A 16,163-nucleotide genomic window follows, 5' to 3' on the forward strand; every position below is an offset into this window, starting at 1 on the left:
TTTGGACCTTTGCTGCTTTGCATCTTTGAACCTTATTTTTTTAAAAGCATTTAAATAAAAAACTTAGAACCTTAGCAACTTAGAACCTTAGGATCTTAAAAAACTAATATTGTTCCCCAGAATTCGGGAAATCACGAGACTTCACATCGGCAGCATATTGACCAATTGCTTTTGTCATTTCGTCGTATAAGTTTAAGTAGCGACGTAAGAAACGCGGACTAAATTCATTGTTCATTCCTAACATGTCGTGAATAACCAAAACTTGTCCGTCAACACCACCTCCGGCACCGATTCCGATCACAGGAATTGAAATACTTTCGGCAACTTTTTGAGCTAATTCAGCTGGAATTTTTTCTAAAACAACAGCAAAACAGCCTACTTTTTCAAGCAATTTTGCATCTTCGATTAATTTCTCAGCTTCTTCCTCTTCTTTGGCACGAACGCTGTAAGTTCCAAATTTATAAATCGATTGTGGTGTTAAACCCAAGTGTCCCATAACTGGAATTCCGGCGTTTAATATTTTTTTGATAGATTCTTTTATTTCTTTTCCTCCTTCAAGTTTCACGGCGTGTCCACCGCTTTCTTTCATGATTCTAATAGCAGAACGCAAAGCTTCTTTTGGATCAGATTGGTAACTTCCAAAAGGTAAATCTACCACAACTAAAGCTCTTTCTACAGCGCGAACTACAGATGAAGCGTGATAGATCATTTGATCTAAAGTAATTGGCAACGTCGTTTCGTGACCCGCCATAACATTTGATGCTGAATCGCCCACTAAAATCACATCGACTCCCGCGGTATCAACAATTTTGGCCATTGTAAAATCGTAAGCGGTAAGCATAGAGATTTTTTCTCCGTTGCTTTTCATTTCGATTAATGACTTTGTTGTGATTCTTTTATAATCTTTTTTTGCTACTGACATTTTGAGTTTTTTTGAAGGTGTAAAAGTATTGAATAATTATAAATTGAAATCAGCAATAGATGATTATTTCTATAGTAAATAACTTTCCGTCTTTAAAATCAATTCTAAATTCACTGTCTTCTAATTGAATAGAGTAAGTGTGTGGCGATTTGATAGAAGCGCCAATATAAGTTCCGTATTTTTCTATAAATACTTTTTCAGACGTTGTATGGTCTAAAACCGAATTTGTATTAAAAACAAGTTGGTTGTTTTCGTTGATAAAAACCTTAGTAATTTCTGCCTGATTTTTGGTTTCGTCTACAGAAGCTTCTAAGTCAGGATAGTAATAAAAAGAATCACTCAGGTAAATACCGCATTCGTCGCCTACGGTTGCTTTTTTAGAAGGTTTACCAAATATTTTGACCAAGTCCTTTTGAGAGAAGAATAGAGATTTGGTTTTTACACCTTTTAGTATAAATTCTACTTTTTTGGTAAAAGCAGTAACCTCTTCCGGTTTTTTATGTTTTGCTAATCCTTTGGCAATAGCCATATTTAGCTCCGTATCAGCAAGAAGTTTGGGATCGTTTAATTGTTTTACAACTTCATAATATCTTTGGTATGCAGGTGCTAAAGTCGTGTTTTCGCTATTCCATGCCAATTCTACAAGTCGTTCGCCAATTGTTTTGCGATCAGCAATTGCGTTAATATCCAGTTTGTCGAATTCTTTTACTAAAGCATTAAAATCAGGTCTTTTTCCAATGAATTTTCTAAGGGTAAATTGTGCATATTCGTCACTAAAACTACCATTTATATTAACCCATTCGTCTTGGTTTTTAGGAAGGTAATTTACAGGAACAGGATCTCCGGTATATAAAATTTCTCTGATTTTTGAGTTTTTATCAGGAAGTGCTCTTGCTTTTAAACCGGCAACTAAAACGAAAAGATGGTTTCCGCCATAATAATTGTCACCGCCTTCTAGAATAGGATTTTCACTGTCTTTTGTCTGAATATCTTTTGCGTTTAATCTTTTGGCAATGAATTTTTCCGGAACATATCCTTCTGTGAAATTATCAGCTTTCACTTTGTACCAGCTATTTTCATTTTCAGAAAGTACTTGTACTTCGGCACCATATCTAAAATAGCCCAAAAAATCAGCAGAGATATTTTTAGAAGTATATAATCTGGTGTCTGAGTTTAGAAAATAACGATCTTGAGAATGTAATAGAACAGAGCAAAATAATAATGCTATTAGAAAGCAGTATTTTTTCATAGAGTAGTTTTTGTTTTTTTTGCCACGAATTGCACGAATTTACACTAATTTTTTTCTGCATGAAGCATAAATAAAATATTAATTCGTGTAGATTCGTGCAATTCGTGGCAACTTTTATTTTCTAACAATCCGCCATATTTACGGCAATTGCCAATCCACCTTCAGAGGTTTCTTTGTATTTAGAATTCATATCTTTTGCCGTTTCCCACATCGTATTGATTACTTTGTCCAAAGGCACTTTTGCATTTTTAGAATCTGTTTCAAGTGCTAATTCGGCAGCGTTTATGGCTTTTATGGCGCCCATCGTATTTCTTTCGATACACGGAATCTGAACTAAACCACCAATTGGGTCACAGGTTAAACCTAAATGATGTTCCATAGCGATTTCGGCAGCCATTAAAACCTGAGCAGGAGTTCCGCCCATTAATTCGCAAAGAGCCGCTGCAGCCATTGATGACGAAACGCCAATTTCGGCCTGACAACCACCCATTGCGGCTGAAATTGTAGATCCTTTTTTGAAAATACTTCCAATTTCTCCGGCAACCATTAAAAATTGTTTGATTTCTTTTTCGCCTGCATTATGGTTTTCAATCACCAAATAATACATTAAAACGGCCGGAATTACTCCCGCGCTTCCGTTTGTTGGCGCTGTAACAACACGACCTAAAGAAGCATTTACTTCATTCACGGCAAGTGCAAAACAGCTTACCCATTTTAAGATCTGACGAAATTTCACTTCGGTTTTTCTAATTTCTTCCAACCACGTTTGCGGATTCGAATAATTAGATAAACCTATTAAGTTTTGGTGCATGTCAAAGGCTCTTCTGCGAACGTTTAATCCGCCGGGAAGAACTCCTCCGGTATGACAGCCAATGTACATACATTCAAGCATTGTGTTCCAGATGCGCATTAATTCCGAGTGAATTTCGGCTTCGGGACGCATTGATTTTTCGTTTTCATAAACAATTTCTGAAATCATTTTGTTTTCTGAAACCGTATAATTTAAAAGCTCAACAGCATTTTGAATCGGGAATGGAAAAGCACATTTTATTTTCTCATTGATTTTGGCATTTGTGCGTTCTTCTTTAACGACAAAACCTCCTCCAATAGAATAAAAAGTAGATTCATACTCAGAATCATCCGCTTTATAAGCCGTAAATTTTAATCCATTTGCATGGAAGGGAAGAAACTCTTTATTGAAGACAATATCCTGAAGAAAATAAAACGGAACTTTATATTGGTTAGCCAAAATAATTTCGTTCGTGTCTTCGATCGTTTTAATAATCCCGGCAATATTCTCAACCGGAATATATTCAGGATCCTGACCACTTAAACCTAACATAACCGATAAATCAGTGGCATGGCCTTTTCCGGTTAACGAAAGTGATCCGTATAAATCGACTTTTACTCGTTTAATCTGATCTAAAATTGACTCGTCTTTCAGTTCTTCCAAAAAACGTTCTGCGGCTCTCCAAGGTCCTAAAGTATGTGAACTTGAGGGACCAACACCAATTTTAAGCATATCAAAAACAGAGATACATTCTTCCATCGTGTAATTTTTATTAAGACAAAGATAATTGAATAATGCAAAGATGATTTAATTTAGTTTAGAAATCTTGCGGTTTTGTTAAAATAAATATTAAATTTTATTAATTTGGTAACGAATCAAATTTTATTACTTAATATGCGGTTTTCGTGAAAAGTTCGCAATTTTTTTAGGTATTTTTGTAATGAAGCAATCACTAGAGAATCCGTTTTTTTTTAGTTTTAAATAAATCGGTAAAATAATAACTTCTGAAATTCCATTTTAATTTTGAAACTCCTTTCACGAAAAATTAAAATACCACCAAGAAGATAAAATTATAATATGATAGAATTTTTCAAGCATTTAATACACGAATTCGAATTACCTCTTAACAATCCAGTATTGATTTTTTCGTTAATACTTTTTATTATTCTCTTGTCCCCCATTTTACTTAAAAAAATAAATATTCCAGGAATTATTGGACTTATTATTTCCGGGGTTATCATAGGACCACACGGATTAAATATTCTGGCCAAAAACTCTGCCGTTGATTTATTCTCGACCATTGGACTTTTGTATATTATGTTTATTGCAGGTCTTGAACTCGATATGAATGAGTTTAAAGCCAATAGAAATAAGAGTTTATTGTTTGGTTTTTTTACCTTTATTTTTCCGTTAACGATTGGTTTTCCCGTTTGTTTTTATCTCTTAAATTACGATTTCAATGCCAGTTTTTTAACCGCAAGTATGTTTGCAACTCATACTTTGGTTGCATACCCAATTGTGAGTAAACTAGGAATTGCAAAAAATCAGGCGGTTGCCATAACCGTTGGAGGAACGATTTTAACCGATACAGCTGTTTTGATTATTTTGGCCGTTATCATGGGAAGCAGTCAGGGAAATCTGAATCAGGCTTTCTGGATAAAACTAACGGTTTCATTGGCTATTTTCTCGGCAATTATGTTTTTGGTTATTCCGAGAATTGCAAAATGGTTTTTTAAGAAATTAGAAAGTGAGAAACACGCCCATTATATTTTTGTACTTTCTGTTGTTTTCTTCGCGGCATTTTTGGCCGAAGTAGCAGGAGTAGAGCCCATTATTGGAGCGTTCGTTGCCGGTTTGGCACTGAATCCGTTAATTCCGCATTCGTCAGCATTAATGAATAGAATTGAGTTTATTGGAAACTCTTTGTTTATTCCGTTTTTCCTGATTTCTGTGGGAATGTTGGTTGATATTAGCGTAATTCTTAGCGGTCCAACAGCTTTAATTGTTGCCGGAACTTTGAGTGTTGTGGCTATTTTTGGAAAATGGATTGCGGCGTTTTTTACCCAAATTGTTTTTAAATATACTAAGACCGAAAGACAACTTATTTTCGGACTTAGCAGTGCGCATGCCGCTGCAACTCTGGCTGTTATTTTGGTTGGATTTAAAGCTAAAATTCTGGATGAAAATATCCTGAACGGAACCATTATCTTAATCTTAATAACTTGTATCGTAGCTTCGTTTGCTACTGAAAAAGCGGCTAAAAAGATTGCGATTTGCGAAGAAGAGGTTTCAAATGAAGATGCACACAGCGATCAGATTCTGGACGAACATATATTGATTCCGTTAGCAAAAACTTCGGCGACAGCTAGTTTATTAGATTTTGCCCTTTTGATAAAAGATAAAAAATCATCTAATCCCGTGACTTTATTAACAATTGTTCCGAATAATGATCAGGCGGAAATTAATATTTTGAAGTATCGAAAAGCCGTTGATAAATTTGTAATTCAAGGATCGGCTTCAGAAGTAAAAATTAATACGATTGCCAGAATTGACCATAATCCTGCTAGCGGAATTGCGAGAACTTCTAAAGAAATAATGTCTGACATTGTGATTGTGGGCTGGCCAAGAAAAACAGGTTTTCTGGATAAAATTTTTGGAGAAAATGTAGATTCAATCATCAATAATGTAGACAAAAGTTTATTTATTTGCAGGTTTCAAAAAACATTTATTGAAGAGAAAAGATTGGTTTTTATTTGTCCTCCTTTTTCAGAAAGAGGCGTTGGATTTCATCTTCTGTTACAGAAAATCTTTAGATTATCGCAAGAATTAAGTATTCCGATTGTGATTTATGCCGAATATAAAACGCATCAGGCCATTCAGCAAATTGCTACTAAATTGAAGCTAAATGCTAAGTTAGGATTTAAAAGTATTTTGGATTGGGATGATTTTGAAGCTATTTCAGATGAAATAAAACCAACTGATTTAATTGTTTTCAATTTATCCAGAAAAGGTTCTGTTTCGTACCAAACTATCTTTGATAAACTACCACAGAAATTCGAGAAATCATTCAGCGATAATAATCTGATTTTGGTTTATGCCCAAGACGATCGTAAAGAAACTGCGATGGATGCCTACGAAGATTTTACCGCTACGCCACTAACAAAAGGCCTTGAAGCGATTGAGCAAATTGGCCGTGGTTTAGGCAATATTTTGAAGAAAAGTTAGTTTGCATAGATAATTCTTACAATTAAAAAAAATGACACTGAAGTTTCCAATAATTATATTGATATTTTTAAGTTTTGCTGTAACGGCGCAAAACAAAATGAAAAGTACTGAAGAACTTATAGATAAAAAAGATCCTGCTTGGGCGACTGTCAAAGACTGGATTAAAACGGCAAAAAACAAAGTTGAAGTTTTGCCCGTAGATGCATCAAAAGCAAAAGAAACATTATATAAAACTCAGGTTACAACCCGTTCGACAATGGGAGCAGTTGTTTTTATGACTGGCGGGATTTTAGTTGATGACGGCTGGATTAGAATTTTGGGTTCAGGAAATTCAAAATTTAATCGCACGCTTCCAGATTGGAACAAAGGAAAATCGTTTAAAGAATTTGGTGAAAAACCTAGTTTTACCTTAATTGCTGATGATGCGATTGGCGGTTTTTATCTTTTGAATGAAGGCGGACTAGGAACTGATTTAGGGAAGATCTATTATTTTTCTCCTGACAATCTCGAATATGAACAACTTGATATTACATATTCTGAATTTCTAGGATTCTGTTTTAATAATGACTTGGATAAATTCTACGAAGGCAACAGATGGAATGGCTGGAGACAAGAAGTTTCGAAATTAAAAGGCGATGAAGTCTTTAATTTTTACCCATTTCTATGGACAGCTGAAGGAAGCGATATCAATAAAAATTCAAGAAAAATAATTCCAATTGAGGAACAATATAGTTTTAATCTGGATTTACGAAAACAACTTGGTTTTGATCAGTAAAGATTGGGTTTATGATTGAATTTTAAATCATTAAAAGTAGATTTTTTTGTATGTTAAAATAGAATGTATTCTTAAAAAGGAATTTAAATTATGGAAGATCTGCAAAAGCTAATTACAAAATATAGTTTTCCTAAAAGAGATATAAATGGTTCTGTTACTATTTCTGAAGTTGAATCATTTGCCAATTTAAAACTTCCTGAGGATTATATTTTTTATCTTGAAAACTATTTTGGGATTGATCAATTTATTGGTGTTGAATTTATAAACCTTTGGGGTTTAGAGGAAATTATTGAAAACAATAAAGAGTATAGTATTGTTGAGCAACTGATTAGAACTATTGGAATTGGTTCAAATGGTAGTGGAGAATTTATAGGAATTGAAATAGATCAATTTGATAATGTAAAAATAATTCTTTCACCATTTATTGATTTAAATAGCAAGTATAGTATTGAAATTGGAACGTCATTTACTGATTTTCTTGTTCGTCTAGATAATGGAATTGATTGGTTTTTGTAATTTTTAAGCAACCCATTTTCTTCTTAATTTCATAAATGGTTTTTCTATTATTTGATGAAGTATAAAGGCAATCGAGATGCATGAAATAATACAGATTATTAAACTGAATGTACTACCTGAATCAAAACCAAAATAATTTAAAAGTAACTGTGTAATATGGATAATTCCCTTATGAACTAAGTAAATTCCGTAAGATAATGTGGCGATGAAAGTAGTAATTTTTGAATTAATCTGATATAAAAAACACGTTGGTGAAATGGCGCCAATAACCATAAAACCATATCCGATTCCTATTAAAGGGAATCCAAAAATGGAAGCATAAAAGGAATGTTCTACATAACATAAAAAGTAAGCTGCAACTAATATAATTAAGCTACCTATTAAAAAATGATTTCCATACTTAGAAATTACGTTCCATAAAGCAGGCATAAATTGATATACCGCTGCAATCGAAACTCCAATCAAAAGCCCATCTAAACGATTATAAGTTGGATAATAGATGTATTTTTGCCAAAAGAGCCATGCATTTTCGTCAGCAATATGAGGAAAGTATAAGATTTCCCAGCTATAAAATCGAATAATAAAACCGAAAGTAAAAAGTCCGATTAATACCCAATATGATTTATGAAATTGTTTGTATTTCTGCAAGAGAATAAGTGCAATTGGTAAAAGAAAATAAAAATGCTCTTCGACACAAAGTGACCAGGCATGCGAAAAAGTTCCGAAATCGCGAAGGTTTAGGTCGAAATTTTGGGTAAATGTTAGTAGTTTCCATATTGGAGGAAGTGCCTCCCTCTCTCTAAATAATGGAATTAAAAAGTAAACTCCTGTTATAAACCAAAATAAGGGAAGAATTCTGAAAAAACGTTTTAAAAAGAAATCTTTAAATGAAATTCTAACGTTATTTTTAATTTGAAAAAATAATTGAGAAGATATTAAAAAGCCGCTTAAAACAAAAAATAAATCTACACCTGTCCAACCAAATTTTGCTATATTTGGTAACCATTCAGGATGTTCAAATAGTTGATAATGAAATAAAAAGACAAAACATATTGCGAAAGCGCGTAAATGATCTAATCCATATAATTTTTTGTGCACTTTGAAATTGATTTGCTTTTTGATGAATATTTTTTGATAGCTTATCGAATGAAAAAAGAACTTTTCGACAGTAAAGATAATTGAATTACAAAAGTTTCTTTCTCAAAAAAAAGGATTTTATTAACAATTTTTTTGCCCGATTTTGATAATTTTAGAAATAAAAACAAAGTAAAAATGAAACACAAAGCCACATCAATCCGATCCTTTATTGGTGCCAAAGATTTTGAAATTCGGGTAATTATTATCAAAAATGAATGGAAGTAATTAGGAGAGGTTTGGTTAATATTTTGAAGAAAGGATAATTGTTTTTTTAACCTGAAAGAATCTAAATGAATGAAATTGTAAGTTATTATGATACTTTGGCAAGTACATATGATGAAAATAGATTTAACAATACTTATGGTAAATTTATCGATAATCAAGAAAGAAAAATTCTAGATCGATTATTGACTAATAAAAATGAAGTAATTCTTGATTTGGCTTGTGGTACAGGAAGACTTTTAAATTATGCCTCTTTAGGAGTTGATGCAAGTAGTGCAATGGTTGAAATCTCAAAAGCAAAATACCCCGAAAAAACAATTTTATTGAATGAAGCGGATCAACTAATAATAGAGAATAATAGTATTGATACTATTATTAGTTTTCATTTTTTCATGCACTTAGAGGAAAGAAAAATTGATGCTATATTTGAAGAATGCAATAGAGTCTTAAAAAAGAATGGAAGAATTATTTTTGATATTCCTTCCCGAAAAAGAAGGCAACTTCTAGGTTATAAAAAGGAAGATTGGCATGGAGCGAGTAGTTTTTCGGTTGAAGATTTAAAGTTAAAATCAAATTTTGAGATTAAAAGAACTATTGGTTTTCTGTTTTTACCCATTCATAGATTTCCTAAGTTTTGCAGAAAGTTTTTCGTGACAATAGATTCATTTTTAGCCACTTCATTTCTGAAAGAATATAGTTCTTATTTAATCATCGAATTTGAGAAAAAATGAGAATTTGGAAACATATAAAAATACATTTAAAACTACTTATTCGATTTAAAAACGATTTGCTAAGTAGAGATTTTTTCAAGTTTTCTGAAGAAATGCAACATGAATTTGTTTTTGATTATGCACTAACAATATCGCAGGAAATAAAACCAGGTCTGACTTTTGAAAATAAGTTGCATAATATTGAATTGGCTTCAAAAAGAATAAACCGACATGTTCTTAAACCAAATCAAATCCTTTCTTTCCTGAAAATTATTGGAAATCCAAATCGGAATTTTAAGAAAAGCAGAACTTTAGTAGACGGGAAGTTAAAACAAGAGAATGGAGGAGGGATGTGTCAGGTATCAGGAATTGTATACCAAATGAGTTTAATTGCTGGTTTAGAAATTTTAGAGAGGCACAATCATTCTGTTGATATTTATACTGAAGAAACAAGGTTTGCACCTTTAGGTTGTGATGCAACAATTGTTTATGGATATAAAGATTTGAGAATAAAAAATAACTTGCCATTTCCTGTTAAGTTTGAAATTAGAATAGTTGATAATTATTTACATGCAACTTTGTTTAGTGTAAAAGTAATTGAGAAGAAAGAATTAGCTTTTGAATCTATAATGGATCAAAATTTTGTTTATGTAAATGTTTTCAATAATGATAGAAAATTGTTGAATCAATCTAAATATAAGGTAGTAAATTTAGAGTAACAATACCTTTTATCGGATCAATCCTCGTAGCTTTATTGTGTAGAAGATTTATGAAAAATAATTACTATTAAATGAAATTAAAATGAAACATAAAGCAGTATCAATCAGACCGTTTATTGGAGCAAAAGATTTTGAAATCTCCAGAAGTTTCTACAAGGATTTAGGTTTCGAAGAAGGAGTTTTAGACTCAAAGTTTTCTGTTTTTAAAACGGGAGATTTAGCCTTTTATCTTCAAGATTATTATGATAAAAGCTGGAATGAAAACACGATGATTTTCCTTGAAGTCGAAGATGTTGATTACTATTTCAATGAACTTCTAAAACTTAATCTGACTGAAAAATACAGTGTAAAATTAACTCCAACACGCCATCTCGATTGGGGAAGCGAATGTTTTTTACACGATCCGTCAGGTGTTTTATGGCATTTTGGAAATTTCTCAGGGAAAGAATATAAAAAATAGCCACGAATTCACGAATTTTTGCTAAACGTTGCTTGTAGTTTTTACAAACAGAATCAAAATAAAACTCGTGAATTTGTGGCTATTTTTTTAATTCATCAGATAAAAATCTGCCAATTGAATTGTATTTCTCTCTCTCTGATACCAATCATTATAAACCAATTCTATTTTATCAACCGTAAATGTTCCGAAATCAAAATCACGGAATTTCCCTGTAATCGCGACTAATTTCTCTGGATTTTGAAGTTTTTCCTGAAATCTTATAACCGTTACATGCGCTGTTGAAATGGCATAACGACTATCAATACTTTGTTCTAAAGTTGATTTTTTGAAATTTTCACGCAATTTATCTCTTAGATTATTCAAAGATTCATCTGTTGGGAAACCTTGAATCATTATAGCAGAAGGTGAGGCTGTAACGCCACGAAATTCAATTTTGATTTCGTTTAAATCAATTAAGCTTTTTTGGATAATTTCGACATAATCCGGAATCGAAACTTTATCTAAACTAAAACCTTCATAACATGAAATAATTGACATTGCAGTAATATGAATATCTGAATCGGGGTAATAATATTGCAAAGGATCTATGGCTTTTAATTCGTCTAAAAATAACTGAATATTTGCCTTAATTACTTCATTTGGACGAATTAATAATGTAACTCCAAAACGGGAATCAGATTGGTCATTAATTTGAGAATCTAATTTGTAATTACCGTCTAAAATAGCTTCAGATGATTTTTTGTAGAGCTCGTTATAATGTTCTTGTAAATTCATTTAGTATTATTTCTTTTTCACTTTTTCCATATTTTCTTTTACTCTGAATTTTACAATTTTAGTAATCAGGTCAAAAGGCATTGGTTGATTTAGTGGAAATTGTACAGAACCTTTCCCTGATTTGTATTTCGAAAGTTCTTCCTTAAAAGCTTCGTGACCGTTTGGTAAAGCATACAAACCAATATGATTTTTGTAGGCAGCAAAATAAACCACGATTCCGTTTTGCTCAAAAGCCGGCATCGAATAACTGATTTTTTCTTTGGCATCCGGCGCTGCTTTGTGAATAGTCATTCGAACTTTATCTAAAATCTCCTGAACATCATTTGGGAATGCTCCAATGTATTCGTCTATGTTTTCTGGTTTCTTAGTCTCCATTTTATGTAATTTATTTTGAAGAATAGGTTAATGAATCTCTCGCAAAGACGTAGAGACGCAAAGTTTTATTTTGCCAAAGATTAAAAGATTAAAAGGATTTTTTCACGCAGATTCAGCAGATTTTAGCAGATTTATTTTTTATATAATTATCTGCGTATATCGGCCTAAATCTTTTTAAATCTGCGTGAAACAAAAAACTTTGCGTCTCTACGTCTTTGCGAGATTAAAACATAAAAATCTTTATTCATTAATCTTCTTACGCAAGTCCTTTCGGAAAGCGATCCAAAACTAAATTAAGTTGAATTTTATGTTCTAAATATGCTTTTGCTCCAGCTAAAACTAACGTAAAACCTTCAGTAGAATTGCGAACCTGATCTATTATTTTATCTGAATCTCCTTTTAAACCGGAATTGGTAATGCTTACAAAAGTTTCATTTTCGTTCAACGAAGTAAAAATCCATTCGACTATTGTTGTTTCATCAGGATTTCCCCATTCGATTACAATCTTTTTATTTTCCTGTAAAACATGCGTTGTAACAGTTAGAGAAAAACCATACATTTCCCATGTCCATTCGGTTTTTGTGTCCTGTTCTAATTTTCCGGAACCTTTTGTGAACCAAAATTTGCGGGTAATTTCCGGGTCTGTAAAAGCCTGAAAAACTTCTGAAAGAGGTTTTCTAATCAGCATTTCGGCTTTTGCGAAGTGGTTATTTTCTGCTTTCATCTGTGAATTGTTAGTTGTGAAATGTGAAATGTAAAACTTGAAATGTAAAACTTGAAACTTGAAATATTTTTTTTCCAACCTCTAATTTAAGAAACAAATTCCAATTACATAAATAAAAAAAATCCATACAAGTTTTAAGCTGCATGGATTTCAAATTCTGAAAGTATATTTTTATTCTCTTATTGTAGTTTTATCGTGCAGCGCCATTTCGGCAATTTCGTCTTTACGTTTAAAACTTACGCCTTTATGTTGCTGCATGTATTTAATAAGATCGTTTGCTGCTTTTACCATTTGAGGAGTTCCGCCAATACGATCATGAAAACTAATAGACATTTGTCGGCGTTGCGTTTCGCTTTCGGCATATAGTTGATTAAATTCCATTTTAACCTGTTGCAAAAATTGATCTGCGGAAAAGTTTTTTCCTTCAATCAAAACAATATCATTGTTTCGAATTGTATACGGAACAACGGCGAAATCTTTATTTTTAACCTGAATAATAAAAGGTTCATCACGACTTAAATCATCGATATGATATTTAAAACCAAGTTCTTGTAAAATATCGAGCGTATTTGTACCGCGTCGCAGCCAGTTTGCATTATAACCAACAGGAGTAAAGCCTGTTACATTTTTTATAGCATCAACGCCGTCTTTAATGAATTTTTTCTCTTCGTCATAAGGCATTGTATATTGTGTGCTCCAACTCATTCCGTGAGCAGCAGCTTCGTGACCTCGCTGTACAATTTCTTTGGCTAGTTGAGGATTTTTTAGAACTGCAGTTCCTACCATGTGCGAAGTAACTTTTACACCAAGTTTATCCCAATTGTCCAACATTCTCGGAATCCCTTCTTTATATCCGTAATCGTACCACGTTGCTGAAGGAAGATCAATATAACCTTTTTGTATATTTTGAGGAAACGGGCTTTCTGCATTTTCGGGTTGTCCGCCAGCTTCAAATTGCATTGAAATCGAAACAACTAATCTTGAACCATCGGCCCATTTTGTTTTTTGAGGAGATAAAAAAGGAGTCGGTTTTGGAATTTCTGAAAAAGTTTCGATGGGATTTATCATGCCAACCATACCTATAATTCCGGTTTGTTTTATAAAATTTCGCCTTGAACTCATGGTAATTATTTTTTAATTAATAGATCAATTGCCCAACTGTTAGAATCAATGAAATGTAAAAGTAAAGCAAAAAATGCAATGTGAATGAGTTGTGACGGAATAGCTTCCCAATTCTCAATCATCGCAGTTCCAAATAATAATGCTAACATTACAAATCCTCCGGCGATTAAAGAAGGTCTTGTAAATAACCCTAATAATAAGAGTAAGCCAATTGCAAATTCGGCTATTGGTAAAATGTAGCTAAAAGGTGTTACGATGATTCTTGGCAACATAGAATTTTCAAAACTGCCAATCATCCAGTTGCTAAAAGTAGTTAGTTTTGGCAGACGTACCAATCCGTGACCAAACATGCTTATGGCGATTGCAAGGCGTAATAGTAAAAAAGAAGTTGTTTCCATTTTGTATGATTTTATAGTACAAAGTTGAGAAGAACAACTTTTTTAAATTTGTACAATCATTGGATTAATTTGTATTTTTGGAAGATGGAAATTAGAAATTTATACCGCCCTTTTGAACTTCAGTTTCTGGAAGTTTCAGAATACGAAGCCAAAGAACGCAAAAACACTTTTTTTGAAATGGTTTTTGTTTTAGAAGGAAAAGGCATTCAGATTATCAACGATCACCGATTGCCTTATAGCAGCGATAAATTGTTTTTGATTTTTCCTCAGGACACGCATAGTTTTGAAGTTATCGAGAAAACGAAGTTTTTCTTTATCAGGTTTCATGATAGTTATCTTAAAACGCAAAATAGTGATTGGATTCAGAAATTGGAATTTATCTTTCATAATCACAATCATTTACCGGGCTGTATTTTAAAAACCGTAACCGATAAACCTTTGTTGCGAGCCATGGTAGAAGCATTGATTAGAGAAGAGAATAGTAATTTTCCGCAACAGCAAGAAGTAACAAAGCAAATACTAAATACGATTATTACTCTTGCTGCCAGAAATATTTCGCTTATATCACCGCTTGCTCTGAACCAATCTAATGCTGAACCGAGTTTAGATTTACTGAATTATGTGCATCATAATATTTATCAGCCAGAGGAATTAAAAGCATCAAAAATGGCTTTAAAATTCAATGTTTCTCCTACATATATCAGTGAATATTTTAAAACCAAAACCGGGCAAAGTATTCAACAATACACAATTGCCTATAAAATAAAACTAATCGAAACCCGATTGAAGTTTACCAATATGCAAATCAATGAAATTGTTTATGAATTTGGTTTTAGCGATGCGAGTCACCTCAATCGATTGTTTAAAAAATATACGGGATTGAATCCGAGTGATTATAAAAAGCAATTTAAGAATTAGAATTGATCTCGATTTTTAAGATTTGTCTTTATCAATCCATTTTCCAACGGTTGGCGGAACATAATTTCTCATTTTATCCAATAATTCATCAATGTTATCACTAACCAAAAGCATACCTTGATTGACTTCTTTGAGTAAACCTTTTTGGACCATTGTTTGCGTTAATTCAATTAGAGAATCATAAAATCCGTTGATGTTTAAAATGGCAATTGGTTTTTTATGCAAGCCTAATTGTGCCCAGGTCAACATTTCGAAAAGCTCTTCGAGAGTCCCAAAACCACCCGGAAGCGCTATAACACCATCGCATAAATCGTTCATTTTGGTTTTTCTTTCGTGCATACTTTGTACCAAAATTAATTCGGTTAAACCAAGATGCGCAATTTCTTTTGATCGTAGAAAATTTGGAAGAACACCAATTGCTTTTCCACCTTCATTTAGAATTCCATCTGCAACTGCGCCCATTAAACCAACATTTGCACCGCCATAAACTAATTCTATGTTTTGCTTTGCTAAGGTTTGCCCGAGTAAAGTCGCCTGTTCTTTATAAATTTCTTCGGTACCAAAACTGGACCCGCAGAATACTGTTATTCTTTTCATTATTTTTTTATTTCGTATACAAAATTATGACGGGAGGGTTCATTATAATAAGCAACCTCTATTTCTTCTACTTTTACTGCCCCTAATTTTTCTATCGCTTTTTGGGAACGGTAATTTTCTGCTCCGATATGAAATTGAACTTTGTTGACGTCTTTAAAAGCATATTCGAGCATCATTTTCTTAACGTGAGTATTAAATCCGGTACCCCAAAATTTTCTTCCATAAAAAGTATACCCAATAAAAACGGTTCTGTTTTCTTCGTCATATTCATAAAAACGTGTGCTTCCCGCTATTTCGCCTGTAGTTTTATCAATTATCAGAAAAGCGCCTTTGCTTTCCATGGCACCTTCAAAGAAATTTTGAAAGACTTCTCTTTCGTAGCGGTTTTTATTGGGGTGTTGTTCCCAAATTAAAGGATCTGATGCTACTTTATATAGTGCATTAAAATCACTTTCCTGAAGCGGAATTAATTTGGTTAGATCGTCTTCTAGAATCTCAGGTTGCAGATTTAAAGGGGATATATTCATATT

The 16,163-nt window shown here is 32.7% G+C and carries 18 protein-coding genes; 7 read left to right on the forward strand and 11 right to left on the reverse strand.

Going from position 1 to position 16,163, the window contains the following annotated elements; genetic code table 11:
- Positions 1–103: 103 nt before the first annotated feature.
- The 3 genes from panB to LPB88_RS17535 form a co-directional block, all read right to left on the reverse strand.
- Positions 104–922, reverse strand: a complete 819-nt coding sequence (gene panB, locus LPB88_RS17525) for a 3-methyl-2-oxobutanoate hydroxymethyltransferase (protein ID WP_089352486.1) — start codon at positions 920–922, stop codon at positions 104–106.
- Positions 923–971: 49 nt separating this feature from the next.
- Positions 972–2,171: an SH3 domain-containing protein gene (locus LPB88_RS17530; protein WP_230716940.1), complete on the reverse strand. Its 1,200-nt coding sequence runs from the start codon at positions 2,169–2,171 to the stop codon at positions 972–974.
- Between the two features lie 121 nt (positions 2,172–2,292).
- Complete coding sequence (locus tag LPB88_RS17535; protein ID WP_230716941.1) at positions 2,293–3,720, reverse strand: L-serine ammonia-lyase; 1,428 nt, start codon at positions 3,718–3,720, stop codon at positions 2,293–2,295.
- A gap of 318 nt (positions 3,721–4,038) precedes the next feature.
- Here LPB88_RS17535 and LPB88_RS17540 point away from each other — a divergent pair, with 318 nt between their 5' ends.
- The 3 genes from LPB88_RS17540 to LPB88_RS17550 all read left to right on the forward strand — a co-directional run bounded on the left by LPB88_RS17540 (position 4,039) and on the right by LPB88_RS17550 (position 7,477).
- Complete coding sequence (locus LPB88_RS17540; protein ID WP_230716942.1) at positions 4,039–6,186, forward strand: cation:proton antiporter; 2,148 nt, start codon at positions 4,039–4,041, stop codon at positions 6,184–6,186.
- A gap of 31 nt (positions 6,187–6,217) precedes the next feature.
- Complete coding sequence (locus tag LPB88_RS17545) at positions 6,218–6,961, forward strand: DUF2625 domain-containing protein (protein WP_230716943.1); 744 nt, start codon at positions 6,218–6,220, stop codon at positions 6,959–6,961.
- A 90-nt stretch (positions 6,962–7,051) separates the two neighbouring features.
- The gene (locus tag LPB88_RS17550) at positions 7,052–7,477 is read left to right on the forward strand and encodes an SMI1/KNR4 family protein (protein WP_230716944.1); all 426 of its coding nucleotides are present in this window, start codon (positions 7,052–7,054) and stop codon (positions 7,475–7,477) included.
- A 3-nt stretch (positions 7,478–7,480) separates the two neighbouring features.
- On the opposite strand, the gene LPB88_RS17555 is transcribed toward LPB88_RS17550, so the two are convergent.
- On the reverse strand, positions 7,481–8,575 hold the full coding sequence (locus LPB88_RS17555; RefSeq protein WP_230716945.1) for an acyltransferase: 1,095 nt from the start codon (positions 8,573–8,575) through the stop codon (positions 7,481–7,483).
- Between the two features lie 329 nt (positions 8,576–8,904).
- On the opposite strand from LPB88_RS17555, the gene LPB88_RS17560 reads away from it, so the two are divergent.
- From LPB88_RS17560 to LPB88_RS17570, 3 genes are all read left to right on the forward strand, one after another.
- Positions 8,905–9,567 carry a class I SAM-dependent methyltransferase gene (locus tag LPB88_RS17560; RefSeq protein WP_230716946.1) on the forward strand — a complete coding sequence of 221 codons (663 nt, stop codon included), beginning with the start codon at positions 8,905–8,907 and terminating at the stop codon, positions 9,565–9,567.
- The gene (locus LPB88_RS17565) at positions 9,564–10,265 is read left to right on the forward strand and encodes a VanW family protein (protein ID WP_230716947.1); all 702 of its coding nucleotides are present in this window, start codon (positions 9,564–9,566) and stop codon (positions 10,263–10,265) included. Before LPB88_RS17560 ends, LPB88_RS17565 begins: the two co-directional genes overlap by 4 nt.
- Before the next feature lie 82 nt (positions 10,266–10,347).
- Entirely contained in the window at positions 10,348–10,725 is a 378-nt protein-coding gene (locus tag LPB88_RS17570; RefSeq protein ID WP_230716948.1) for a VOC family protein, read from the forward strand.
- Between the two features lie 87 nt (positions 10,726–10,812).
- On the opposite strand, the gene LPB88_RS17575 is transcribed toward LPB88_RS17570, so the two are convergent.
- From LPB88_RS17575 to LPB88_RS17595, 5 genes are all read right to left on the reverse strand, one after another.
- Positions 10,813–11,499, reverse strand: coding sequence for a 2'-5' RNA ligase family protein (locus tag LPB88_RS17575; RefSeq protein WP_230716949.1), 687 nt, complete (start codon positions 11,497–11,499; stop codon positions 10,813–10,815).
- A 6-nt stretch (positions 11,500–11,505) separates the two neighbouring features.
- Positions 11,506–11,874: an iron chaperone gene (locus tag LPB88_RS17580; protein ID WP_230716950.1), complete on the reverse strand. Its 369-nt coding sequence runs from the start codon at positions 11,872–11,874 to the stop codon at positions 11,506–11,508.
- Positions 11,875–12,130: 256 nt separating this feature from the next.
- A complete protein-coding gene (locus LPB88_RS17585) occupies positions 12,131–12,598 on the reverse strand; it encodes an SRPBCC family protein (RefSeq protein WP_230716951.1) in 468 nt (155 codons plus the stop codon).
- A 171-nt stretch (positions 12,599–12,769) separates the two neighbouring features.
- Positions 12,770–13,720 carry a polysaccharide deacetylase family protein gene (locus LPB88_RS17590; RefSeq protein WP_230716952.1) on the reverse strand — a complete coding sequence of 317 codons (951 nt, stop codon included), beginning with the start codon at positions 13,718–13,720 and terminating at the stop codon, positions 12,770–12,772.
- A 5-nt stretch (positions 13,721–13,725) separates the two neighbouring features.
- The gene (locus tag LPB88_RS17595; protein ID WP_230716953.1) at positions 13,726–14,118 is read right to left on the reverse strand and encodes a DoxX family membrane protein; all 393 of its coding nucleotides are present in this window, start codon (positions 14,116–14,118) and stop codon (positions 13,726–13,728) included.
- Between the two features lie 84 nt (positions 14,119–14,202).
- Between LPB88_RS17595 and LPB88_RS17600 the strand changes: the two genes are divergently transcribed.
- A complete protein-coding gene (locus LPB88_RS17600) occupies positions 14,203–15,036 on the forward strand; it encodes an AraC family transcriptional regulator (protein WP_230716954.1) in 834 nt (277 codons plus the stop codon).
- Between the two features lie 15 nt (positions 15,037–15,051).
- On the opposite strand, the gene LPB88_RS17605 is transcribed toward LPB88_RS17600, so the two are convergent.
- Both LPB88_RS17605 and LPB88_RS17610 read right to left on the reverse strand, forming a co-directional pair.
- Positions 15,052–15,633: a TIGR00730 family Rossman fold protein gene (locus tag LPB88_RS17605; RefSeq protein WP_230716955.1), complete on the reverse strand. Its 582-nt coding sequence runs from the start codon at positions 15,631–15,633 to the stop codon at positions 15,052–15,054.
- On the reverse strand, positions 15,633–16,160 hold the full coding sequence (locus LPB88_RS17610) for a GNAT family N-acetyltransferase (RefSeq protein ID WP_089352501.1): 528 nt from the start codon (positions 16,158–16,160) through the stop codon (positions 15,633–15,635). Before LPB88_RS17610 ends, LPB88_RS17605 begins: the two co-directional genes overlap by 1 nt.
- Positions 16,161–16,163 lie beyond the last annotated feature (3 nt).

Source organism: Flavobacterium sp. JAS, assembly GCF_020991455.1.
Taxonomy (GTDB): Bacteria; Bacteroidota; Bacteroidia; order Flavobacteriales; family Flavobacteriaceae; genus Flavobacterium.

Coding starts and splice junctions, on each gene's coding strand:
- panB (WP_089352486.1), bottom strand. CDS start 922: ATGTCAGTAGCAAAAAAAGATTATAAAAGAATCACAACAAAGTCATTA.
- LPB88_RS17530 (WP_230716940.1), bottom strand. CDS start 2,171: ATGAAAAAATACTGCTTTCTAATAGCATTATTATTTTGCTCTGTTCTA.
- LPB88_RS17535 (WP_230716941.1), bottom strand. CDS start 3,720: ATGGAAGAATGTATCTCTGTTTTTGATATGCTTAAAATTGGTGTTGGT.
- LPB88_RS17540 (WP_230716942.1), top strand. CDS start 4,039: ATGATAGAATTTTTCAAGCATTTAATACACGAATTCGAATTACCTCTT.
- LPB88_RS17545 (WP_230716943.1), top strand. CDS start 6,218: ATGACACTGAAGTTTCCAATAATTATATTGATATTTTTAAGTTTTGCT.
- LPB88_RS17550 (WP_230716944.1), top strand. CDS start 7,052: ATGGAAGATCTGCAAAAGCTAATTACAAAATATAGTTTTCCTAAAAGA.
- LPB88_RS17560 (WP_230716946.1), top strand. CDS start 8,905: ATGAATGAAATTGTAAGTTATTATGATACTTTGGCAAGTACATATGAT.
- LPB88_RS17565 (WP_230716947.1), top strand. CDS start 9,564: ATGAGAATTTGGAAACATATAAAAATACATTTAAAACTACTTATTCGA.
- LPB88_RS17570 (WP_230716948.1), top strand. CDS start 10,348: ATGAAACATAAAGCAGTATCAATCAGACCGTTTATTGGAGCAAAAGAT.
- LPB88_RS17575 (WP_230716949.1), bottom strand. CDS start 11,499: ATGAATTTACAAGAACATTATAACGAGCTCTACAAAAAATCATCTGAA.
- LPB88_RS17580 (WP_230716950.1), bottom strand. CDS start 11,874: ATGGAGACTAAGAAACCAGAAAACATAGACGAATACATTGGAGCATTC.
- LPB88_RS17585 (WP_230716951.1), bottom strand. CDS start 12,598: ATGAAAGCAGAAAATAACCACTTCGCAAAAGCCGAAATGCTGATTAGA.
- LPB88_RS17590 (WP_230716952.1), bottom strand. CDS start 13,720: ATGAGTTCAAGGCGAAATTTTATAAAACAAACCGGAATTATAGGTATG.
- LPB88_RS17595 (WP_230716953.1), bottom strand. CDS start 14,118: ATGGAAACAACTTCTTTTTTACTATTACGCCTTGCAATCGCCATAAGC.
- LPB88_RS17600 (WP_230716954.1), top strand. CDS start 14,203: ATGGAAATTAGAAATTTATACCGCCCTTTTGAACTTCAGTTTCTGGAA.
- LPB88_RS17605 (WP_230716955.1), bottom strand. CDS start 15,633: ATGAAAAGAATAACAGTATTCTGCGGGTCCAGTTTTGGTACCGAAGAA.
- LPB88_RS17610 (WP_089352501.1), bottom strand. CDS start 16,160: ATGAATATATCCCCTTTAAATCTGCAACCTGAGATTCTAGAAGACGAT.